The 18526-nt window shown below is 62.5% G+C and carries 20 protein-coding genes, 1 tRNA gene and 1 pseudogene; 10 read left to right on the plus strand and 12 right to left on the minus strand.

Annotated elements, in window-relative coordinates:
- Positions 1-21: 21 nt before the first annotated feature.
- The gene (locus tag KQ303_RS10665) at positions 22-291 is read left to right on the plus strand and encodes a hypothetical protein (RefSeq protein ID WP_144036995.1); all 270 of its coding nucleotides are present in this window, start codon (positions 22-24) and stop codon (positions 289-291) included.
- Positions 292-368: 77 nt separating this feature from the next.
- Here KQ303_RS10665 and KQ303_RS10670 read toward each other — a convergent pair whose 3' ends face one another.
- From KQ303_RS10670 to KQ303_RS10680, 3 genes are all read right to left on the minus strand, one after another.
- Positions 369-614 (minus strand): Nif11-like leader peptide family natural product precursor, encoded by a 246-nt coding sequence (locus KQ303_RS10670; protein WP_259730257.1) that lies wholly within the window; start codon positions 612-614, stop codon positions 369-371.
- Positions 615-745: 131 nt separating this feature from the next.
- Positions 746-1552 carry a potassium channel family protein gene (locus KQ303_RS10675; protein WP_259730258.1) on the minus strand — a complete coding sequence of 269 codons (807 nt, stop codon included), beginning with the start codon at positions 1550-1552 and terminating at the stop codon, positions 746-748.
- A gap of 74 nt (positions 1553-1626) precedes the next feature.
- A complete protein-coding gene (locus tag KQ303_RS10680) occupies positions 1627-2304 on the minus strand; it encodes an SOS response-associated peptidase (RefSeq protein ID WP_094512638.1) in 678 nt (225 codons plus the stop codon).
- Between the two features lie 108 nt (positions 2305-2412).
- On the opposite strand from KQ303_RS10680, the gene ftsH reads away from it, so the two are divergent.
- From ftsH to KQ303_RS10700, 4 genes are all read left to right on the plus strand, one after another.
- Positions 2413-4311, plus strand: a complete 1899-nt coding sequence (gene ftsH, locus KQ303_RS10685) for an ATP-dependent zinc metalloprotease FtsH (protein WP_259730259.1) — start codon at positions 2413-2415, stop codon at positions 4309-4311.
- Positions 4312-4417: 106 nt separating this feature from the next.
- Positions 4418-5401, plus strand: coding sequence for an ornithine carbamoyltransferase (gene argF, locus KQ303_RS10690; protein ID WP_259730260.1), 984 nt, complete (start codon positions 4418-4420; stop codon positions 5399-5401).
- A gap of 172 nt (positions 5402-5573) precedes the next feature.
- Positions 5574-6218, plus strand: coding sequence for a transcriptional repressor LexA (gene lexA / locus KQ303_RS10695; RefSeq protein ID WP_259730307.1), 645 nt, complete (start codon positions 5574-5576; stop codon positions 6216-6218).
- An 85-nt stretch (positions 6219-6303) separates the two neighbouring features.
- A tRNA-Ala gene (locus KQ303_RS10700) sits at positions 6304-6376 on the plus strand.
- Between the two features lie 335 nt (positions 6377-6711).
- On the opposite strand, the gene KQ303_RS10705 is transcribed toward KQ303_RS10700, so the two are convergent.
- Positions 6712-7131 carry an integrase core domain-containing protein gene (locus KQ303_RS10705; RefSeq protein WP_311134149.1) on the minus strand — a complete coding sequence of 140 codons (420 nt, stop codon included), beginning with the start codon at positions 7129-7131 and terminating at the stop codon, positions 6712-6714.
- A gap of 653 nt (positions 7132-7784) precedes the next feature.
- On the opposite strand from KQ303_RS10705, the gene KQ303_RS10710 reads away from it, so the two are divergent.
- The 5 genes and pseudogenes from KQ303_RS10710 to KQ303_RS10725 all read left to right on the plus strand — a co-directional run bounded on the left by KQ303_RS10710 (position 7785) and on the right by KQ303_RS10725 (position 12261).
- Complete coding sequence (locus tag KQ303_RS10710) at positions 7785-8981, plus strand: hypothetical protein (protein WP_259730261.1); 1197 nt, start codon at positions 7785-7787, stop codon at positions 8979-8981.
- 174 nt (positions 8982-9155) lie between these two features.
- Positions 9156-9857 carry a helix-turn-helix domain-containing protein gene (locus KQ303_RS10715; protein ID WP_259730262.1) on the plus strand — a complete coding sequence of 234 codons (702 nt, stop codon included), beginning with the start codon at positions 9156-9158 and terminating at the stop codon, positions 9855-9857.
- A 50-nt stretch (positions 9858-9907) separates the two neighbouring features.
- The gene (locus KQ303_RS14790; protein ID WP_399233534.1) at positions 9908-10459 is read left to right on the plus strand and encodes a PIN domain-containing protein; all 552 of its coding nucleotides are present in this window, start codon (positions 9908-9910) and stop codon (positions 10457-10459) included.
- A 608-nt stretch (positions 10460-11067) separates the two neighbouring features.
- Positions 11068-11271, plus strand: a pseudogene (locus KQ303_RS10720) (tyrosine-type recombinase/integrase); the annotation flags it as partial.
- A gap of 216 nt (positions 11272-11487) precedes the next feature.
- Complete coding sequence (locus tag KQ303_RS10725) at positions 11488-12261, plus strand: hypothetical protein (RefSeq protein WP_259730263.1); 774 nt, start codon at positions 11488-11490, stop codon at positions 12259-12261.
- 1052 nt (positions 12262-13313) lie between these two features.
- On the opposite strand, the gene KQ303_RS10730 is transcribed toward KQ303_RS10725, so the two are convergent.
- The 8 genes from KQ303_RS10730 to KQ303_RS10765 all read right to left on the minus strand — a co-directional run bounded on the left by KQ303_RS10730 (position 13314) and on the right by KQ303_RS10765 (position 17809).
- Positions 13314-13520, minus strand: coding sequence for a hypothetical protein (locus KQ303_RS10730; protein ID WP_259730264.1), 207 nt, complete (start codon positions 13518-13520; stop codon positions 13314-13316).
- A gap of 114 nt (positions 13521-13634) precedes the next feature.
- On the minus strand, positions 13635-14303 hold the full coding sequence (locus KQ303_RS10735) for a recombinase family protein (protein ID WP_259730265.1): 669 nt from the start codon (positions 14301-14303) through the stop codon (positions 13635-13637).
- Positions 14304-14657: 354 nt separating this feature from the next.
- Positions 14658-14993 (minus strand): hypothetical protein, encoded by a 336-nt coding sequence (locus KQ303_RS10740; protein WP_259730266.1) that lies wholly within the window; start codon positions 14991-14993, stop codon positions 14658-14660.
- A gap of 138 nt (positions 14994-15131) precedes the next feature.
- Complete coding sequence (locus KQ303_RS10745; protein ID WP_259730267.1) at positions 15132-15458, minus strand: hypothetical protein; 327 nt, start codon at positions 15456-15458, stop codon at positions 15132-15134.
- 10 nt (positions 15459-15468) lie between these two features.
- Complete coding sequence (locus KQ303_RS10750; protein WP_259730268.1) at positions 15469-15672, minus strand: hypothetical protein; 204 nt, start codon at positions 15670-15672, stop codon at positions 15469-15471.
- 782 nt (positions 15673-16454) lie between these two features.
- Complete coding sequence (locus KQ303_RS10755) at positions 16455-16715, minus strand: hypothetical protein (protein ID WP_259730269.1); 261 nt, start codon at positions 16713-16715, stop codon at positions 16455-16457.
- A gap of 356 nt (positions 16716-17071) precedes the next feature.
- A complete protein-coding gene (locus KQ303_RS10760) occupies positions 17072-17392 on the minus strand; it encodes a hypothetical protein (RefSeq protein WP_259730270.1) in 321 nt (106 codons plus the stop codon).
- Between the two features lie 210 nt (positions 17393-17602).
- Entirely contained in the window at positions 17603-17809 is a 207-nt protein-coding gene (locus KQ303_RS10765) for a hypothetical protein (protein ID WP_259730271.1), read from the minus strand.
- Positions 17810-18526 lie beyond the last annotated feature (717 nt).

Raw genomic sequence — 18526 nt, forward strand, 5'->3', positions numbered from 1 at the left:
TTCGACTCTGCGCTTGTTCTGATGTCCTGCCCCCGCTGCGGCAGTTGGAGTGTGCGAAGGGACCGCAGCCTGGCCGGACGCATGGTGTGCGGTAACTGCAGCCTGCCGCTGGGCCCGAACGCCAGCCGCGGCGGTGCTCCCCGCTCCGGTCTGCCACGCCTGGGCGGGCTCTCCCGGCTGCGGTCGTGGCGCTGGACGCTGCCGCTCGGCCTGCTGCTGGTGAGTGCCTACCTGGCACAGGTGAGCGCCGATCGCCCCCAGGAGTGGCCACCCGCCACTCAGGTCCGCTGACCGTTCGTTGAACCGCTTACCCGCCCCAACCCGGCGCAGCCGCGACGTGCCAGCAGCTCTGGTTCGTGAGCGGCCGCTTAGCCGAGGATGAAGCTGCGCAGGCGGCGGGCATCGGCGCCAGCCCGCTGCTGCAGTTCAGCGGCGCTGCATTGCGACTCATCGCGTTCGCGCGCGGCGAGCACGTCGCGCTCCTCCACCGCGTAACCCTCCTGAGAGGCCAGGGCGAGGAACGCCTCCAGCTCCAGCGGTTCAGCCAGGCGCGCCTGCAGGGCCGGAGTGCGGCGGGCGTGAGCCAGGAAGGCATCGAGTTGGGCGAGGCTCACGGTGTCCGGGCGGATCGGCTCTGTCCTAACGGATCGCTGCCAAAAGAATCGGCCGACCGAGGCACTCAGGCCTCCGGCAAGCGGCCAGCCGGGAACCTTCAGTTCGATGGCGAGCGGCAAGCCCGCAACCCTCAGGGCGACGGCGGGCGACCGGCCTTGAGCTGCCTGAGCGCTTCCGCCACCTCCTGCGCCTCGGCGGAATTGGAGGGGTTGATCAGCAAGCCCAGCACCAGGACCATGTAGGTGGGGCCGATCACGCAGAAGCTGATCGTGAGCATCTGCGCCTGCGGGGTTTGGGGGGCGATGTCCCCGAAGCCCACGGTGGTGAGGCAGACGAAGGCGAAATAGTTGAGCCGCACGAAATCGAGCTGCCAGATGAGCTTCTGCATCTCGGCCGAGGTGATCGGCCCGAGCAGCTCCGTCGAGGCATCCAGCGCCGTGAAGCTGCCGGGCACGATCGTCTCGAGGATCGTCATCAGCAGACCGGCGGTGAGGCCCAGCAGCAGGTAGCCGGCCACGGCGCCCATCAGCACCCGCCGCTCCACCGTGGGCTCCAGTGCCAGCAGCGCCAGCAGCCGCAGCACGCTCCAGGTGATGAACACCGTGACCATCACCAGCAGCGGCAGCCCGCTGCGCTGCTCGCCGGCGGGGGCAAACGACCACAGCCCCTGCACCATCAGGACCGAGAGGCCCAGCAGGCGGTAAAGCAGATTGCTGAGGCAGGGCCGCCCCGCGAGCCGGATCGGTCCGCCCAGGGCCACCACGAGCAGCAGCAGGGTGAGGCCGTAGCCGAGGGCGCCGAGCGGGCGCCATTCCATCGGCAGGGCGAAGCTCGCCATCACCAGCACGGTGAGCAGCAGCAAGGCGGGGTAGAAGCGCAGGCGACGTTCCAGGCGCAGCAGCGCGCTGGGGTCATGCCGGAAGGCCGGAGCGAACAAGGGCGCAACCGCAGCGGGCCACCCATTGTGTCGACGGCAGCAGCGAAACCAGCAGCAGCAGCCCCGGCCAGCGCTCAGCCGAACAGATCCAGCTGCGCTGCCGCTCTGCCGGTCTCCCTGGTGTCAGTCCCGAGCGGATCCGCCTGCCAGGCCTCCGGCTCCCAGCCGCGCAGCAGCGGCTCCAGGGCCCGCAGCCCCGCGCCATCGCTGGGCGCCAGCCACGCTTCCTCCAGGCCGTCGGGAAGGATCACCGGCATGCGGTCGTGGATCGGCGCCATCAGCGCATTGGGCGCGGTGGTGAGCACGCAGCAGCTCTCCACCTCGCTGCCGTCAGGGCCGATCCAGCGGTCCCACACCCCCGCCAGCCAGAACAGCTGCTGATCGCGGCGGTGGATCCGCCAGGGCCGGCGCCGTCCCTTCGGGCCGCTCCATTCGTAGAACGCGTCGGCGGGCAACAGGCAGCGGCGGTGGCGCCAGGCGCCGCGGAAGGAGGCCTTCTCCGCCACCGTCTCGGCGCGGGCGTTGATCGGCCGCGGCGCCCCGAGCGGGTCCTTGGCCCATTCCGGCAGCAGGCCCCAGAGCAGCAGGGCGGCGCCGATCACGCCGTGCTCCTGTCGCAGGGCCAGCACCGGCTCGCCCGGGCGCACCTCGGGCCGGGCGGCGTGATGGGCCGCCAGATCCGCCGGCAGGCGACCGCCGAGCCTTGGCAGCAGGCGGTCGAGATCGCTGGTGAGGGAGTAGCGGCCACACATGGCGTTACACGTCGAGGCGGGTCAGGTCACGTTCGGTTGTCACCCCCCGGTGCAGGGGCCGTTGCCTCAGGAGGGCCGCTTAGCTTGGCTCCACTGCATCTTCAGGCGATGGCCCTCCGTCAGGACGAGAACAAGCCGAACCGCCGTTTCAGCATCATCAACCTGGTGCTGATCGGCTTCGGCATGTTGCTGCTGTTCAGCAACTTCCTGCCGAACCCGGCCACCCAGGTGCCGCGCGTCCCCTATTCCCTGTTCATCGACCAGGTCAATGACGGCAATGTCAAACGTGCCTTCATCACCCAGGATCAGATCCGCTATGAGCTGAGCAACGCCCCTGAGGGATCGCCGTCGGTGCTGGCCACCACGCCGATCTTCGACATGGACCTGCCCCAGCGCCTGGAGCAGAAAGGGGTGGAATTCGCCGCTGCGCCACCCAAGCGCCCCAGCTTCTTCACCACCCTGTTGAGCTGGGTGGTGCCGCCATTGATCTTCATCGTGGTGCTGCAGTTCTTTGCCCGCCGTTCGATGGGCGGTGGCGGTGCCCAGGGCGCGCTCAGCTTCACAAAATCCAAGGCCCGCGTTTACGTGCCGGATGAGGAATCCCGCGTCACTTTCGCGGATGTGGCCGGCGTGGATGAAGCCAAGGCCGAGCTCTCCGAGATCGTCGACTTCCTCAAGACCCCTGAGCGCTATGTGGAGATCGGCGCCCGCATCCCCAAAGGGGTGCTGCTGGTGGGCCCTCCGGGTACCGGCAAAACCCTCCTGGCCAAGGCAGTGGCGGGTGAATCCGGCGTGCCGTTCTTCATCATCTCCGGCTCGGAATTCGTGGAGCTGTTCGTGGGTGCCGGTGCCGCCCGCGTGCGTGATCTGTTCGAGCAGGCCAAGCAGAAGGCGCCCTGCATCATCTTCATCGACGAACTCGATGCCATCGGCAAGAGCCGGGGTGGCTCGATGGGCGTGGTGGGGGGCAACGACGAACGCGAGCAGACCCTCAACCAGCTGCTCACCGAAATGGATGGCTTCACCTCCAAGGACAAGCCGGTGATCGTGGTGGGAGCCACCAACCAGCCGGAAACTCTGGATGCGGCCCTGCTGCGGCCCGGCCGCTTCGACCGCCAGGTGCTGGTCGACCGCCCCGACCTCTCCGGCCGCAAGACGATCCTGGAGATCTACGCCGACAAGGTGAAGCTGGCCCCTGGCGTCGATCTCGACAAGATCGCCCAGGCCACCAGCGGCTTCGCCGGTGCCGACCTGGCCAACCTGGTGAATGAAGCGGCCCTGCTGGCGGCACGGGTCAAGCGGACCTCGGTGGAACAGGGCGACCTCAACGAAGCCATCGAACGGGTGGTGGCGGGCCTCGAGAAGCGCAGCCGCGTCCTGCAGGACGACGAGAAGCGGGTGGTGGCCTACCACGAAGTGGGCCACGCCATCGTGGGGCACCTGATGCCCGGCGGCGCCAAGGTGGCCAAGATCTCGATCGTGCCGCGCGGCATGTCGGCACTCGGCTACACCCTGCAGCTGCCGCAGGAAGAGCGCTTCCTCAATTCCAAGGAAGACCTCGAAGGCCAGATCGCCACCCTGCTGGGCGGCCGTTCCGCCGAGGAGGTGGTGTTCGGTGAAATCACCACCGGCGCCGCCAACGACCTGCAGCGCGCCACCGATATCGCCGAGCAGATGGTGGGCACCTACGGCATGAGCGACACGCTCGGCCCCCTGGCCTACGACAAGCAGGGCGGCAACCGCTTCCTCGGCAACGGCAGCAACCCCCGCCGGGTGGTGAGCGATTCCACGGCGGTGGCGATCGACCGCGAGGTGCGCAGCCTGGTGGACCGGGCCCATGAACGGGCGCTGGCGATCCTCAAGGGGAACCGCGGCCTGCTGGAGGACATCGCCGCCAAGATCCTCGAGAAAGAGGTGATCGAAGGCGACGAGCTCAAGCAGCTGCTTTCCTCCAGCGTGATGCCTGAGGACGCCGCCTTCGCCGAGCCGGTGCCGGTTCCCGCCTGAGCCCGGCCAGTAGCCGCACCAGCACCGGCGCACCCACCACCAGCGGGATCTCCCCCCTTGACGTCAGGGGGGTTGATCTCGCATAAGTGTTGTTTGCCGTGGGCCGATGGCGTTCTCCTTCGCCGCCCTGAACCCGCTCCAAGGCCACGACCTGCTCTCCTCAGCCGACCTCAACGGGGACCAGACGCTGGAGCTGCTGCGGCTGGCGGCGGCGCTCAAGCGCGGTGAGCAACGCATCGATCTCGGCGGCAAAGTGCTGGGGCTGATCTTCCAGAAGGCCTCCACCCGCACGCGGGTGAGTTTTTCAGTGGCGATGGCCCGCCTCGGCGGCCAGACCCTCGACCTCAACCCGGCTGTCACCCAGGTGGGGCGCGGCGAACCGATCGCCGACACCGCCCGCGTGCTGAGCCGCTACGTGGACGCCCTGGCCATCCGCACCTTTGCCCAGAGCGAGCTGGAGGAGTACGCGCACTGGGCCTCGATTCCGGTGATCAATGCCCTCACCGATCTGGAGCACCCCTGCCAGGCCCTCGCCGACTACCTGACGCTGCAGGAGGCCTTCTGCGGCAGTGGCTCTAGCAGCCGTGCGGCGGCGGATGGCCTTGCCGGCCTCACCCTGGCCTACGTGGGCGATGGCAACAACGTGGCCCACTCGCTGCTGCTCTGCGGCGCGCTGCTGGGGGTGAACGTGCGGATCGGCTGCCCGCCGGGCTTCGAGCCGTCGGCGCAGGTGCTCGACCATGCCCGGCAGCTGGCGGGCAGCCGCAGCAGCATTGAGGTGAGCCACGATCCGGTGGCGGCGGTACGCGGCGCCCATGGCCTCTACACCGATGTGTGGGCCTCGATGGGGCAGGAGCAGGAGCAGCGCCAGCGCGAGCAGGCCTTCGCCGGCTTCTGCCTTGATGAAAACCTGCTGGCGGAAGCCGATCCGCGCGCGATCGTGCTCCACTGCCTGCCGGCCCACCGGGGCGAGGAGATCAGCGCCGGTGTGATTGAAGGCAGCGCCAGCCGCGTGTTCGACCAGGCGGAGAACCGCCTGCATGTGCAGCAGGCGCTGCTGGCGGCGCTGCTGGGGGGCGTGGCGGGCTGATCGCAGGCCGGCGAACCGCACCAAAACCAGGCCAGGGACTGGACAAGTGCGCCGATCGATGGCACAAATGTACTGACCGGCAACTGTGACCTTGCCCATGGTGCCCCGCTCCGCCCCGTCCCGTTCTGGCCCATCGCGCTCCAACCCCTCGCGCGCCCCGTTCGGCGCCCCGCTGCCGCTGGCCCCTGCCGGCTCCGGCGGCGAGAACGGCCCCCAGGGCGAGCTCACCAGCGCCCAGCAGGAACTGTTCGACTGGCTCGCCGGCTACATCGGTGAACACCGCCACAGCCCCTCGATCCGCCAGATGATGGAGGCCATGGGGCTGCGCTCCCCGGCGCCGATCCAGAGCCGCCTGCGGCACCTGCAGCAGAAAGGCTGGATCACCTGGCAGGAGGGCCAGGCCCGCACCCTGCAGTTGCTGGGCGGCCAGCGTCCGGGGATTCCGGTGCTGGGCTCGGTGGCGGCGGGCGGGCTGGTGGAGCCCTTCCACGACAACGAGGAGCGGCTCGACCTGCAGCCCGTGCTCGACACCCGCGGCCTGTTCGCCCTCACCGTGAACGGCGACAGCATGGTGGACGCCCACATCGACCACGGCGATGTGGTGCTGATGGAGCCGGTGGCCGACCCGGCCCGGCTGAAGCCGGGCACGATCGTGGCGGCGCTGGTGCCAGGCAGCGGCACCACCCTCAAGCACTTCCAGCGGGTGGGGCACCAGGTGCGGCTGGAGGCGGCCAACCCGGCCTACGCTCCGATCGTGCTGGACGCCGATCAGGTCACGGTTCAGGGCCGGCTGGTGGCCGTCTGGCGCCAGGTGTGAGGCCGCTGCCGGGGGCCAGTCAGCCTGCGGTGTAAGCTTTTCGAGGCAAAACGGCGGGGCTTTCGAGCATCGGCGTGAGCCCAATGGGGCCATAGCTCAGCTGGTAGAGCACCTGCATGGCATGCAGGGGGTCAGCGGTTCGAGTCCGCTTGGCTCCATCCCCTGAAAACCCCGGCCTAGTCTGGGGTTTTCTTGTTTCTAGAGCTGCCCAGCGAAGGGCGCTGAAGCCACAACGTGTGTAAAAGCGTGTGTAAAGCGCACCCGGTCGTCGCGCCATCACCAGCAGCTACACGCCAAGTACCAGATCCTTCAGCCGAACTAGGCCATGGGGCTCAGGCTTGCCCTCAATGCCAGCAGCTACAGGCGGGTATCAGAGGCCACTACTTCAGCACTCTATTCAGCCTTTGCCCGCTGATCGCCAACAAAATGCCCCGGCGGAACGGTGACTTTCAGGGAAGATGTCACTCCTTGGCTGCCACTCAGGCGGCCTGAATTAAGGATAGAGCCTGGATTGGTTTCGGCTCTTCTGGTGGCTTGTTGATCCACACTTCCTCGGTTTGGTGCCAGCAGCGCGTGTTTCGGCCCCAGCATGTTGGATTTGCTCGCCGGGCTTTCTCGTAGACCTCGACTCGCTGCTGGCAAATGTCCTTGGCGGCTCCACTGTGGCGCTGGTGGGGCGGCACGAATTTGATGCCGCTTGGCGGTGCCGGAGGCTGTACCAGTCGACAAACGCCGCTACCCACTCGCATGCCTCGTCTTTGCTGGCGAATGGCCGGCCTGGATTGTCGGGCCGGTATTTGACCGTTCGGAACAGGGACTCTGAGTAGGTGTTGTCGTTGGAGACCCTTGGCCTGGAAAACGACCGGAGGACTCCCATCTCCTCCAACCGTGATTCCAAGGTGCCTCCACGCATGGCATTGCCGTTGTAGGCATGGAGGATCACTGGCGCCTGTTGGCACTGCCGGCTGCCAAAGCCGCTGCAGCGTGCGCAGATGCGGCGTCCAGTCCTGTGCAGGCCTCTGCTCCTGGGGATGCTCCAGCAGCGTGGTCGGTGTCAGGGATGGATGGCGTTCCAGCAACGGCAGCAGCAACGCCTTCCACACCGGCTTGAAGGGATCAGGTCGGCGCCAGCCGCGCGGTGACGCAGCCCTGGTTTGGAGATCGCCACGCTCGATCCGGCGGCCACTGCTCACCGAGATGCCCGCCGTCGCGGCAGCCGCCTGCTGGCGATCGCCTGTTCGTCGTTTGCTCATGTGCAGCGCAATCTGTTGGCTGGTCAAAGGGGCGGGCATCGCCGGGGTGCTGCGCAAGGCACCCGGTTCTGCAGTTCCCCTCAGCGGCGGTCTACCTGCTGGTCGACAAGATCGAGGCGCACGGACTCACCGAGACAGAGCTGGTCAACTTCGTGCATGATGAACTGATCCTGTTCAGAAGTGCGGAGGAGGCTCTGATGGCCGCCAGGCTCCTCGAAGAGGCAATGGCTGAAGGCGGCGGCGCTTCCTTGAAGAGGGTGCCTGTGCTGGCCGAGGCAGGCAGAGGCCGCAGTTGGGTGGAGGCCAAACCGTAATGCCTCCTCGCCGTGTTGACCACACTGGCAAGCACTTTGGCCGGCTTGTCGTGATTGAGTTCGATCGAAGCTCAAACAAGTGGCTCTGCCGCTGTGAGTGCGGCACTAAAAAGCTGATTCGTGCTGATGCTCTGGTCAGTGGAGATACTAAGTCCTGCGGATGTCTTTTCGAAAGCAAGAAGAATAATCTTGAAGGTCAGAGATTCGGCATGCTCGCCGTCGTGGAGCGTGCTCCTGGAAGTTCCTGGATCTGCAAGTGCGACTGCGGAACGCTGACCCGTCCTGTCTATGTAACGGACCTCACCCAAGGCAAGCAGCAATCCTGTGGCTGCGACGCCAGAGCGAAAGCCAGTCGGAGGGCTCGTAAGCACATCGATGGAAAGCGCTTCGGGAGGCTGGTCGCCACTCGGTTCAGTCACATCGACAATAACGGGAAATCTGTCTGGTTCTTTGACTGCGATTGCGGAACTAAGAACTTCACCGCGACAGTCTCTCGCGTAATGCACATCAACGGCCCCACACGCAGCTGCGGGTGTCTGAAGTCTGTTCCTGGTAGTGCCACGATTGTCGAGACAGGGAATGTCCACAACAAGTTGACTGTCCTCCGCGAGTGGGGCAAGGACAAACATGGAAAAGTGAAATGGTTATCTCAGTGTGAGTGCGGTAAAACAGCTATCTGCACAGGCGCACAGCTGCGTAGTGGTGCGGTAAAGAGCTGTGGTTGCCATCGACGAGAAGTTGGTCGGATACTTGGGACCTCGATCGGAAAATATAACCGCCGGCAAGAGGGCCACAAGCACTATGCCGATGACCCACAATACGCACAACGCCCCTCATGCCTGTACCTTGTCGAAGTCCGAGGGGTTTGCGAAAAGATCGGAATCGCGTTCGACATTCCCAACCGAGGACGGAAAGACTACACCGAAGTCTGGTATAGTCGGAAGTTGCCTCGTGCGTGCTGTTGGGCCGTTGAACAAGTAGCTCTTGCTCTGACCAAGGAGTTCGAGCTGCCGAGATTTATCCCTGAACTCGAAGGCATTGACAAGGGTTTCACTGAGATGCGTTTTGAGCTGCCAATCGATGAGACAATCGATCTGCTAAACGAGCTCTCGGAGGAATGCCTTCTCCTTGGTTGGGAAGAGTTCTACGAGAAGTATTCCGTTGCTATCCCATCAGCCTTGTCATCGCTTCCTTAACGTACCCCTCCCTTTCGTAAGGCAGGAGGCTGGAGCTCTGCATGCGGCCAGGGGTCTTGGAGGGATCCATGGCCGCATGCAGAGCTACAGCCTCCTGCCTTCCTGAAGAGGTTGCCTCTGCCGGTCGAGGCAGGTGTTGGCCGCAGCCGGGCGGAGGCAAAGCCCCTGACCTGCTTGGCTGTTGGATCCTCAAACCCGCTGCAGCAACTGGCTTCTGTCGGCTTTGCTACGAATCAAGGACACGCTGAGCACTTGCGGTCGCCCAGCCGTTACGCTTATTTCACTTGCAACAGGCGCTCGTCAGCGCTGCTGGTCCCCCCGGGCCAGTCCCTGTCCTTTCATCACGCCGCAAAGCGGTGGCTTGCCGTGGCCACTCAAACCCCTGCAGAGAAAACTCTTGTCCAAGGCCGAGGCGTTGTTGCTCGGTTCTCCACAACCCCTGAAGAACGGCTTCGACTGGCTGCGTTCTACGTACGACACTTTTCTTTAAGAACGCCAGCTGGCTCGCTTCGTTTAATCGGTCCGACTGGTCAGGCCGAAGAAGTCCCGGCTGAGCTGTATTCAGTGCTCCGGGCAGTCCTGCAACACCTTAAAGAGGGACAAGAGATTTCACTGATCCCCAATGACACCTTGTTGACGACTCAACAAGCCGCTCAACTCCTCAACATCTCTAGGCCATACCTTTATAAACTGATTGATGCCGGTGAGATCCCATTCAGCAAAATTGGATCACACCGTAGGCTTAAACTCTGTGATGTAGAGGATCTTCGCGAGCGCCGTCGTGTCGAGAGCAGAAAAGCTCTGGAAGCGATCGCAGCCCTTGAGGACGACAACTACGACTACTTCGAAGACTACGGAGAAACAACACGAGAGTGACGCCTTCTCTCTTCATCAATGTCGTTGGTGCATCGGGCGTCTTCCCTGTCGTGTTAGACACATGTGCTTTGTTTGGGCCTGTCCTACGTGACGTTCTCCTTGAAGCTGCCTGGGATGGTATGTACCGTCCGCATTGGTCCAATGAGATCTTGGCGGAATTAGGGAGGAACCTTCGAAAGTTGGGAAAAGATGATGCCTACATCAATCACTTGGGAGCAGAGCTGCGTAAAGCCTTTCCCGAGGCCATCATCAGCTTGCCTTCAGGGCTTGAGCTGGGATTGACCTGCGACTACAAAGACCGACATGTTCTCGCAGCCGCGATCGCAGGTCAATGCAGTCTCATAGTGACCCAGAACACGAGAGATTTTCCTGGGGCATCAACAGAGCCCTTCGGAATCACAGTTGTCAGTCCCAGTAGGTTCCTTTGTGAGTTGTTTGACCTTGATCGTGGTCAGATGGTTGAGTGTCTGAATCGAATTGCTGTAAGACGCACATCCACGGTGGAGCAGTTGCTCAACTCCAGAGGCCTCACATCTCAGGCTCCTACTTTCACGCAGGAGTGTCGCACATTCCTGGGACTGCCTAACCCAACCGCGCCATAGCTTCGCTGAGCGACTCGGAGCCAGGGGGCCGATGGCTCGGGCTTGCCGCCGAGGAAGCTTCCGCCGCTGCAGCTCAACCTCGATGCCCTCGCTGAGCTGCTTCTGCGCCCGGGGGCTCCGGGTATGACCTGTGGCCCAGCCTCCCTGGGGGGTCCAGCGGCAAAGCCGATCGATGGCCTGCCGGCCCTGGCGCTCTTCAGGACGCGAACGACCCCGTTGACCTCAGCGCATAGTGAAGTGGTCTGGATTTCTGGACAGGCCCCATCGCTAACCTCTGCGGCGGGGCACCGCCCTTGAGAAGGGACTCCCACCGATGAGCAAACGACGCACCCACAGCCCCTTTTGGGCCGGAACAACCTGGTGGCAATACGCACTTAAGGCTTCGCAGTAGTGGTGAGCGCTCGGGGTCGGACCACCTTCAAGGGAAGCCGCGTCATCCGGCGCCGGGGATAGTGCCAACCCGTCACAGCAGGGCGCAGACGGCCAATTAGGCGGCGGCGGTAGTCGGGAACGGTCAGGGTCTGGAGCTGCATACCCTGATGGAACGCCAGCGGTTTGAAGTTGTGGGTCAGGCGTGACCCGAGCCTGAGCGCTTGGACCAAGCGGAAGCCGTCCTGGGGGCGGGCATCAGCAAACCAACCAAGGTCCACATCCTGCGCCATTCATTCGCCAGCCACCTTCTCGAACGCGGCTAGGACGTCCGCACGATCCAGGAGCTACTTGGGCACAGCGACGGCAATACCACGATTATCGACACACATGTGCTGACTCAGGGCACGCTCGGCGTGCGCAGCCCAGCAGACTTTCTGTAGCCTGAAGGAGAGTTGGTTCACGGACTCACCTAAAAATCCGATCTAGCTGCTCAAGACGCAGTGATCTATTGCCCTGAAATCGATATAGGGTTCCATCAGACAGGGCACTTGGGTCTTATGCGGTTAGATGGTGGACTTGAGAGAGGATTCTCGAACCCGCCGAATCAGCGTTAGCCATGCCATAAAAAATTCATTCAAACCCTTTTTTAACACTCCATGGATGAAGACTGCAAAAGCTTTCGCGATTACTTCTTCAAAAGAGCGGAGGTCTCAGATGGCCTCACGCAGGAAGGGGCAACCACTGATTCATTGATTCTGTCTACAACATCACTTGATGCACTGGGAAAGGTGTGGGCGCATCACTTTGCCGAAGAAGCAAATCAGCTGGCGTCAGCTTTTGGAGGCGGGCTTAGCGATTCTCAGAGACTTGCCTATATGTTAAATGAGTTCACTGGGCCTGAAGGCAATGCGAAAAAAATAGCGGTTGTTTGCTTTGCGGAAGACTGGAAGAGGGCAGCTCCTCAGAGGTCGTCATTTATTGATTCCACATTGCTTTCGAATAGGATATTAGCATGTGAGCCACGCGAATCACCTAGAGAATATCTGGATGTCTCCCTCGATGATCTATTGGAACAACATCCGGAGATCGCAGAGGAGCCAGGCTTGGTGAGAGTAGCTAAAGAGTATCAATATGGTGCGATCCTCTACAGGATGTATAGATGCCCACTGGTGCACAGTTCTTTGCACTCATCTCATACACATGGCTTCGTCCCAAGCTATAAGGTAAGCTACTGGAGGCAATCTGGGGAAGCGACTAGAATAGGCTATTGCTCCCTGCTTGTGACATGTTGGCTAAGACAAGTAGCCGCAGGCCTCACTCAAAAATGCTTCCAGTCTAGTATCAACCCATGCTCTGGGGTAGATCCTGATGCTGAGCAAAGACGCAGGCTTTCAGCCCTCTGGGAGAAAATTGATGACAATATATCTTAGAGTAACCCATGCGAACCAAGTTCGCCCATGAACAAGCGATGCTTCAGCAATATCACTGATCTGCGATGATTTAGTAAGGCAATTGCTCTAAAGGCATTACCTATAAAGTGAGCAGACTCTGTCATATATTGAAGTTGCATCCCAATACGGATTGGCGCAATCGATAGTTGATGACCAAGGCTTCCCGCCGTTCATTGAAGTGACTACACGCTTCAAGGAGGTTCCTGGTACTCCATAAACAGAATGTATGCATAAAAAGTTCCCGCTGGAGTTCGTCATGCAATCATATGCATAGACCGGCTTGAATGATGCCACAAACATGTCAAGACCCGCGGAGAAGGCCGCGACAAGTAAGCCTGTCAATGGCGCAACAACAAGTACACTCGCATAGACGTCATGTTTGTCGTGCATTGGCTTTCTTCGGAAGATCATAGGGGGTTCATCATCGCAGTACTGCTATAGCAGTCCTCGCCAGAATCGTCAACTAAACACAATAGAGAATGGCTAATATCCAGGTACAGAAGACGGGAGTATCGTTTGGATTCTAGACCGTATCCCCCTCCCCGCTTCTGATCTGGGGCGTTAGCCAGACAAGTGCGCCCGTATCTTTTTAGACCGGGGCTGAAGTGGACTTGTTTTTTTGCACAGGCCCCATCGCTAACCATTGCGGCGGGGCACTGCCCAATCAAGCGAGCCTGGCCCAGGTTGCTGGGGCGCCCGACATCGCTGACCGCTAGGTCGACCGTTTCAACGCGAAGGTGTCCGTTTGAACACCTGTTGGCCAGGCAGGTGTGCCGGGTTCGCTGTGCCAGTTGGGCCTGATCACGCGAGGGATTCTCAACAAGCAAAACGCCAATCCAGCCGGACGGACTGGGATGCACTGTCAATTGACGGGGTTCGGCTGTGTCCAATCGAACCGAGGCCTGGCAGGTGTGCAAGTTTGCACTATTGAGAAGGAATGACGCCACGAAAACCAAGTGCTCCATTGCGGGCGGTCTGCTGCGCCATCTCTAGTTGACGGCTGCGCTGCCAATCCTCATCCGGTAGAGGCGTCAACGAACCCCTGCGGCGGTCTGCTGTTCCAGCCGCTCAAGGCCCAAGGTCAACGCATAGCGGGCCAGGGCTGCGCGGCTGCCGTTGATCGATGCGGCCTTGGCCTCCAGCCGCTCCAGCACCGGGGCCGGAACCCGCAGGTTCAGCATCTTGAGCGGGGCGGCGGTGTCGGCCAGGTGGCCGATGGGAACGATGGGATGCGTCATAAGAACAATGCAGTTACAGCTCCAGCTTTCCAACGCGATCGTTTCGGGGAGTGCTCCAGTCACAAGTAGGAGCCAGATTTATGACCGCCTTAAAAGGGCTCAGGCCAAGGTGGCTCAGGCCAGCCCCAGGCGCTGCAATTGCAAGGCGACGGTGCTGGCGCTCAGCGGCTTGCCGTTGCGGGTGGTGGTGCCGGCGCCGGCCAGGGCCTCGGCCATGGTCCGTAGGCTCGCCCCCTGGGCCTTGAGCGCAGCCAGCAGCGGGCGCAGTTGCTCGGCGCCGGCGGTGGCCTTCGCCTTGGCGGAATCGTTGCGGGTGATGGTGCCGGGCCTGATCCCTCCCAGCCGCTTCCCCTGGGCCTTCGCAGCGGCAAGTCCGGCCTTCGTGCGGGCGCCGATGAACTCCCTCTCCTGTTCAGCCAGGGCGGCGTAGATGTGCAACTGGAACTTGTCAGCGTTGGGCATGTTCGCCACCCGGAAACTCAGGCGGCGATCGTCCAGCAGGCCGGCGATGAACGAGACGCGGCGGCTCAGGCGGTCCAGCTTGGCCACCAGCAGCTCGGCCCCTTCCCGCTTGGCGTGCTCGATCGCCTTGGCCAGCTCGGGGCGGTCATCGTCGGCGCCGCTCTGGATCTCGACATAGCTGGCGATCTCGGCGCAGCCGTCCGCTTCGGGACAGAGCTGGCCCAGAAACAGATCCAGGTCCCGGCGCTGGGCGTCTAGGCCGTAGTTGCGACCGCCACGGGATTCCCGACTCAGGCGTTGGTAGGTGACGTACTTGGCCATGGCTTAGGCGCCCCGTAGCTGGCCTGTGTACGAAGAGACTACGCACGTTGTGCTTAGTACGGATGGCAGCGGGACGGTTGGTTACGTGGCGTCACTGCCGTCAGTGGGTGCTGTCAGTGATGGGTCTAGGCCTCACCCGCAGCAAGGGGCCTCGCAGCAGTGACAGCCGGCGTCAGGGATGGGGCATTCCAAGCAACCGGGGCCGAAGCCGACCGATCAGGCGGCGGTGTTGGCGTTCATCGTGGAGGGTCAGCCACAGCCGGCCCAGTGGGACATCATCCATCAGTCACAGGGCGCACCCCTGGGGGATTCCCTGCGACAGTCACCAGCTGGGTCAGGAGGATACAGCTGAGATCATCGTCCAAGCGAGATGCTTAAACTTAAAACTGCTTCGCAGAAATCGTGAATCTGCAATTCACTCAACGACCTCGCTTTTAGTATATATAGACCCTCATCCCCTACCGCTGTGAGGCCGGTTGTATCCAATGTATCAACGATGGTTTGCAGCAGCTCAGCATCGGAGTCATCGAGGCTTGCTTTTATTTTCTCTGGATCTATGCCAACAAGCGCGAGACTAATCTCGAAGAATGCACTGCTTAATGCCTGGTCATACTGCTTGCCATCAGGCAGCATCAGGATGCTTGCAGCCGTATAAAGCTTTTCGCGTGCATATACAGGGTCGAAGGCCATTTGTTTGAAATTGATTGTCGCCTCTCAAGTTTAGCATGTTCATGTAATGTTAGAATAAATCTAGTCGCATTTCGTCGTTCACGACCTGATCTAGGACCATAAAATCAGCGAGGGTATCACTGCCGTCAGTGGATGCCATCACTGCCGGGCCACCTTCCACCAGACCGAGGCGCCATCCTTTCGGCGCTCCAGTTCGAAGCCAGGCCGAGGGCTGTGGCGGGGCTCCCAATTGCGGGGCGTTCCAGCCGCCACCCCCAGCTGGGACGCCAGCTCGGCGGTGCTCAGCCAGGCGCACAGCTCAGCGGCCTCAGCCAGACCAAGGGCGACGACCAGGGGATCGGCTGGGGTCTTCGGCTGGAAGGCAACGGCCAGGGCTGCCAGGGCGGTGAGGGTGTCACAGCTTGCAGCGGGTGCCGTCAGTGCCGACCGCTTGCCCCTGCCACTGCTGGCAGCCGGTGGCAGCACTGATAGGCCGTCACCCCCCGTCACTGCCGTCAGCCGCTGCCGGCACTGATCCGGGGAAGTTGGCGAGCGTGGCCCCCTTTGCTTTCAGGTGCTCCGCCAGCCCATCACCCAGGGGAACGAACTCAGCGGGCCAGACCTTCCAGGTACTCGATTCCTGCACCAGCTCCACCCCCAGGGCAGAGGCGCGGGCCTTGACGCTGTTCCGGCTCGCCACCCCACAGCGGTCGCAGCAGTCGGCCAGAGTCAGATCCGGGGCTGTGTTGGCTGTCACTGCTGGCAGTGGCTGGCGGCACTGACGGGCACCCCAGCTCCAAGCTGGGCCGGCGGGCAGCGATGGACATTCCAGCCGCCTACAGGGTCACCACCACGGGCCTGGGGGTCGGGTGCTCTGCTGTTGGCGGGGTGGGCCAATGTTTTTGCGCACTTAAAAGGGCGGTCGCTGAGGCCGCTGGCAAGGCGATTGGGTCGGCGCCTGGAGGAAAGACTAACTATTGCCCCGCCGCAGCCTTACATGTAGCCAACGCCGGGTAAAAGGGAGTACCACGATCACGCTCGGCCTCAAGACACGTGGTCGATGGCAGTGAGTGGGTCTTTTCTAAAGTCTTCACCGCTTGATCGATGGCCCCTAGTTTGCGAAATTCTTCGGCACCATCCATGGCAATTCTAAGTCGCGCAGTAACATATTCGATTTCACGCTGATATAGTTGACTATCTGGATTAGCTAGTTTCGCTGCAGGGGCTGGGCTGGGCGGTGTTGCCTTGCTTTCAGTGGCTTGCGGTGATGCCCCTCCACTTGTTCGCACCACCACTTCACCTATCATAAGGATTGCAGTAGCAATTACGCCTAGACCGATAAGAAAGATCACCAGCACTCGGTTAGACGGCTTTGACAACTGCCAAGGGGCTCATCCCTATTATGTCAAACATTCGATTCTGCGCATCATATCTATAGAAATCAACGAAGAAATCAGGGCGGTCAGCCCCCCAACCTTGGGGTTATGAACCCCAAGATCTCCCAGGCGGTGGAAGCGGAATCCCCCGGTTGGGGGAGACGGAGCCGATCACAGCTGCCACCCGCTCGAAAGCTGCGACGGGTTGGCCGGTTCCCGATGGGCCGGTTCCGCCCAGCTGCTCCCGCCATGCGGTTTCCAGCTGCTCCAGGCTCCCCGGCACCAGCCCCCGAAGCTCGACGCCGACCACCTCCAGCTGGGCGCGCAGCTCCACCAGGCGGGCAGAGCTGGGAGCCGGTTCGGGCACCGATCAGCCCTTCTCCTCGGCGCGGCTCAGCTGCCACAGGTTGTAGCCCAGCTTCCGGGCCTCGGTCCCGGAGCGGGTGACGCGATCACCCCCAGGGCGGGCACCCAGCAGTAGGCGCACCTGCCGAGTCCGTGAGGGGGGCGCCAAGCGCCACGGCATCGCCTAGGGCCTACAGCTGCAGGGCCAAGGTCTCCAGCTGCTCCCGGTCATCGTCCGCGGAGTCCGCGGAGGACTCTGACGGCTCAGGGGCCGCGGCTGACCAGCGCCACGAGGGCTGAAGCTCACCCCTCCAGCAGCGCCGGGGCGATCGTGGGGCGGGGTTTTGGCACCGCCCATAAAACGGCTTCGCTGAGGACTCAGACCAGCCCCGCCAGCCGCGCCTTGGCGTTGATGCAGTTCAGTGCCACCCGAAGGTTGCCCTTCTCGAATGATTCGAGCTGGAGGGTGCTGAGCTGGGAGAGCAACTCGGCGGTGAAATCAGGCCGCTCGATGTTCCAGTCGGCGCGGATTTGTGCGCGGGCCTTAGCCAGCAGGCGATCAGTCTGCCTGGGGGACAGGGACCAGGTCGTGGCTGCGTGATCGAGAACATCCCGGCGGGTGCTTCCTGTCACCAGCAGCAGCACCACCTCGGCGGTGCGCTGCTCAAGGGTGCCACCGGTCGCTCGGTTGCGGGTCAAGGTTCCTCGCCCTGTTGGATGTATGGGATGCCATGAAACGCGCAGAACCGTCGCAGGAAGTCCGGTTCTCCGGGCCGTGGCTCACCGGGGAGTGGCTCGCGGCCAGTGCCCGATCCAAAGGCCGGTGGACTGGTGAAGCGATCGTCGCGGGCGGGCGTGTCGCGGGTCATCACCTGATGTTGCCGTAAATCGCCCTAGAGGGCACCTCGATCAGTTGGGGGAGTGGATGGCTTCGCTTCGCTCCCTCCGGTGGGGGAGGCTTGATCCCCCGAAAGCGGTCTCGAAGGTCCGCTCAAACTGCTCCCGCTTCAGGTCCAGCAGTGCGGCGCGGAGCAGGGCCAGGAAGGTGGGGTCCGTCTGGCAGGGGGTGGGAATGGTGCTGGGGATGCTGCAGGCGCGGATGCGACGGCGGGCCATGGGGGAGCAGGGCGTATGCCCCCAGGATTCCCAGCTCTGGCGGGGTTGGTCACGCCATAACAGCAGCCTGCAGCTCAACCTTGCGCAGCTTCCTGCGGTTGCCGCCGAGGACCTCGATCACCAGGCGATGAGACATGCCCAGCAGGGCAGATCCCAGGAGGGGCGGTGGGGCAGTCTCAGCGGGAGGGCTCAAGTGCCCATGTGTACCTGTGGAGATGGCAGGGGGGCGGCTACCAAACACTCGGGCAGACCAGGGCCATAGCAGCGGCTTGCCCTGCATCCGTTGCTTGTATGGCAGCCTGGCTATAACCTTGGGCTCTCATTTTTGCCTGTACCCCGGCAACAAAATCCGGGTCCCAAAAGCTCTGCCCAACGGAGTTGACCTTTCTGCCATTAGAGCAGCTCTGCATCAGGAGGTTCCGATATTGCCCCAGATAACTATCCCGGACCGTTTTCCAGTCCGACGATTGAGCCAACCCAGGCCCAGCGGCCAGGGGTAACGCAGCGGCGGCGGCAGCAGTGGTGGTGAGGGTGTGCTTCACGCCTCCAATAATGGCGCAGAGTGAAGCTGGGTTGTCAGCGGTGGCGCTGGCTGGCCAGGTAGGCGGCCAGCAACAGGCGGGCGTACCTGCTCTCCTCAATCAAGAACGCGGATCACATCAGCCAGGGGGCAGCAGTGGCAATGTCACCTACCGCCCGCCCCCGCCTGAGCGGATC

Source organism: Synechococcus sp. CS-1333, from assembly GCF_025128015.1.
Taxonomy (GTDB): domain Bacteria; phylum Cyanobacteriota; class Cyanobacteriia; order PCC-6307; family Cyanobiaceae; genus MW101C3.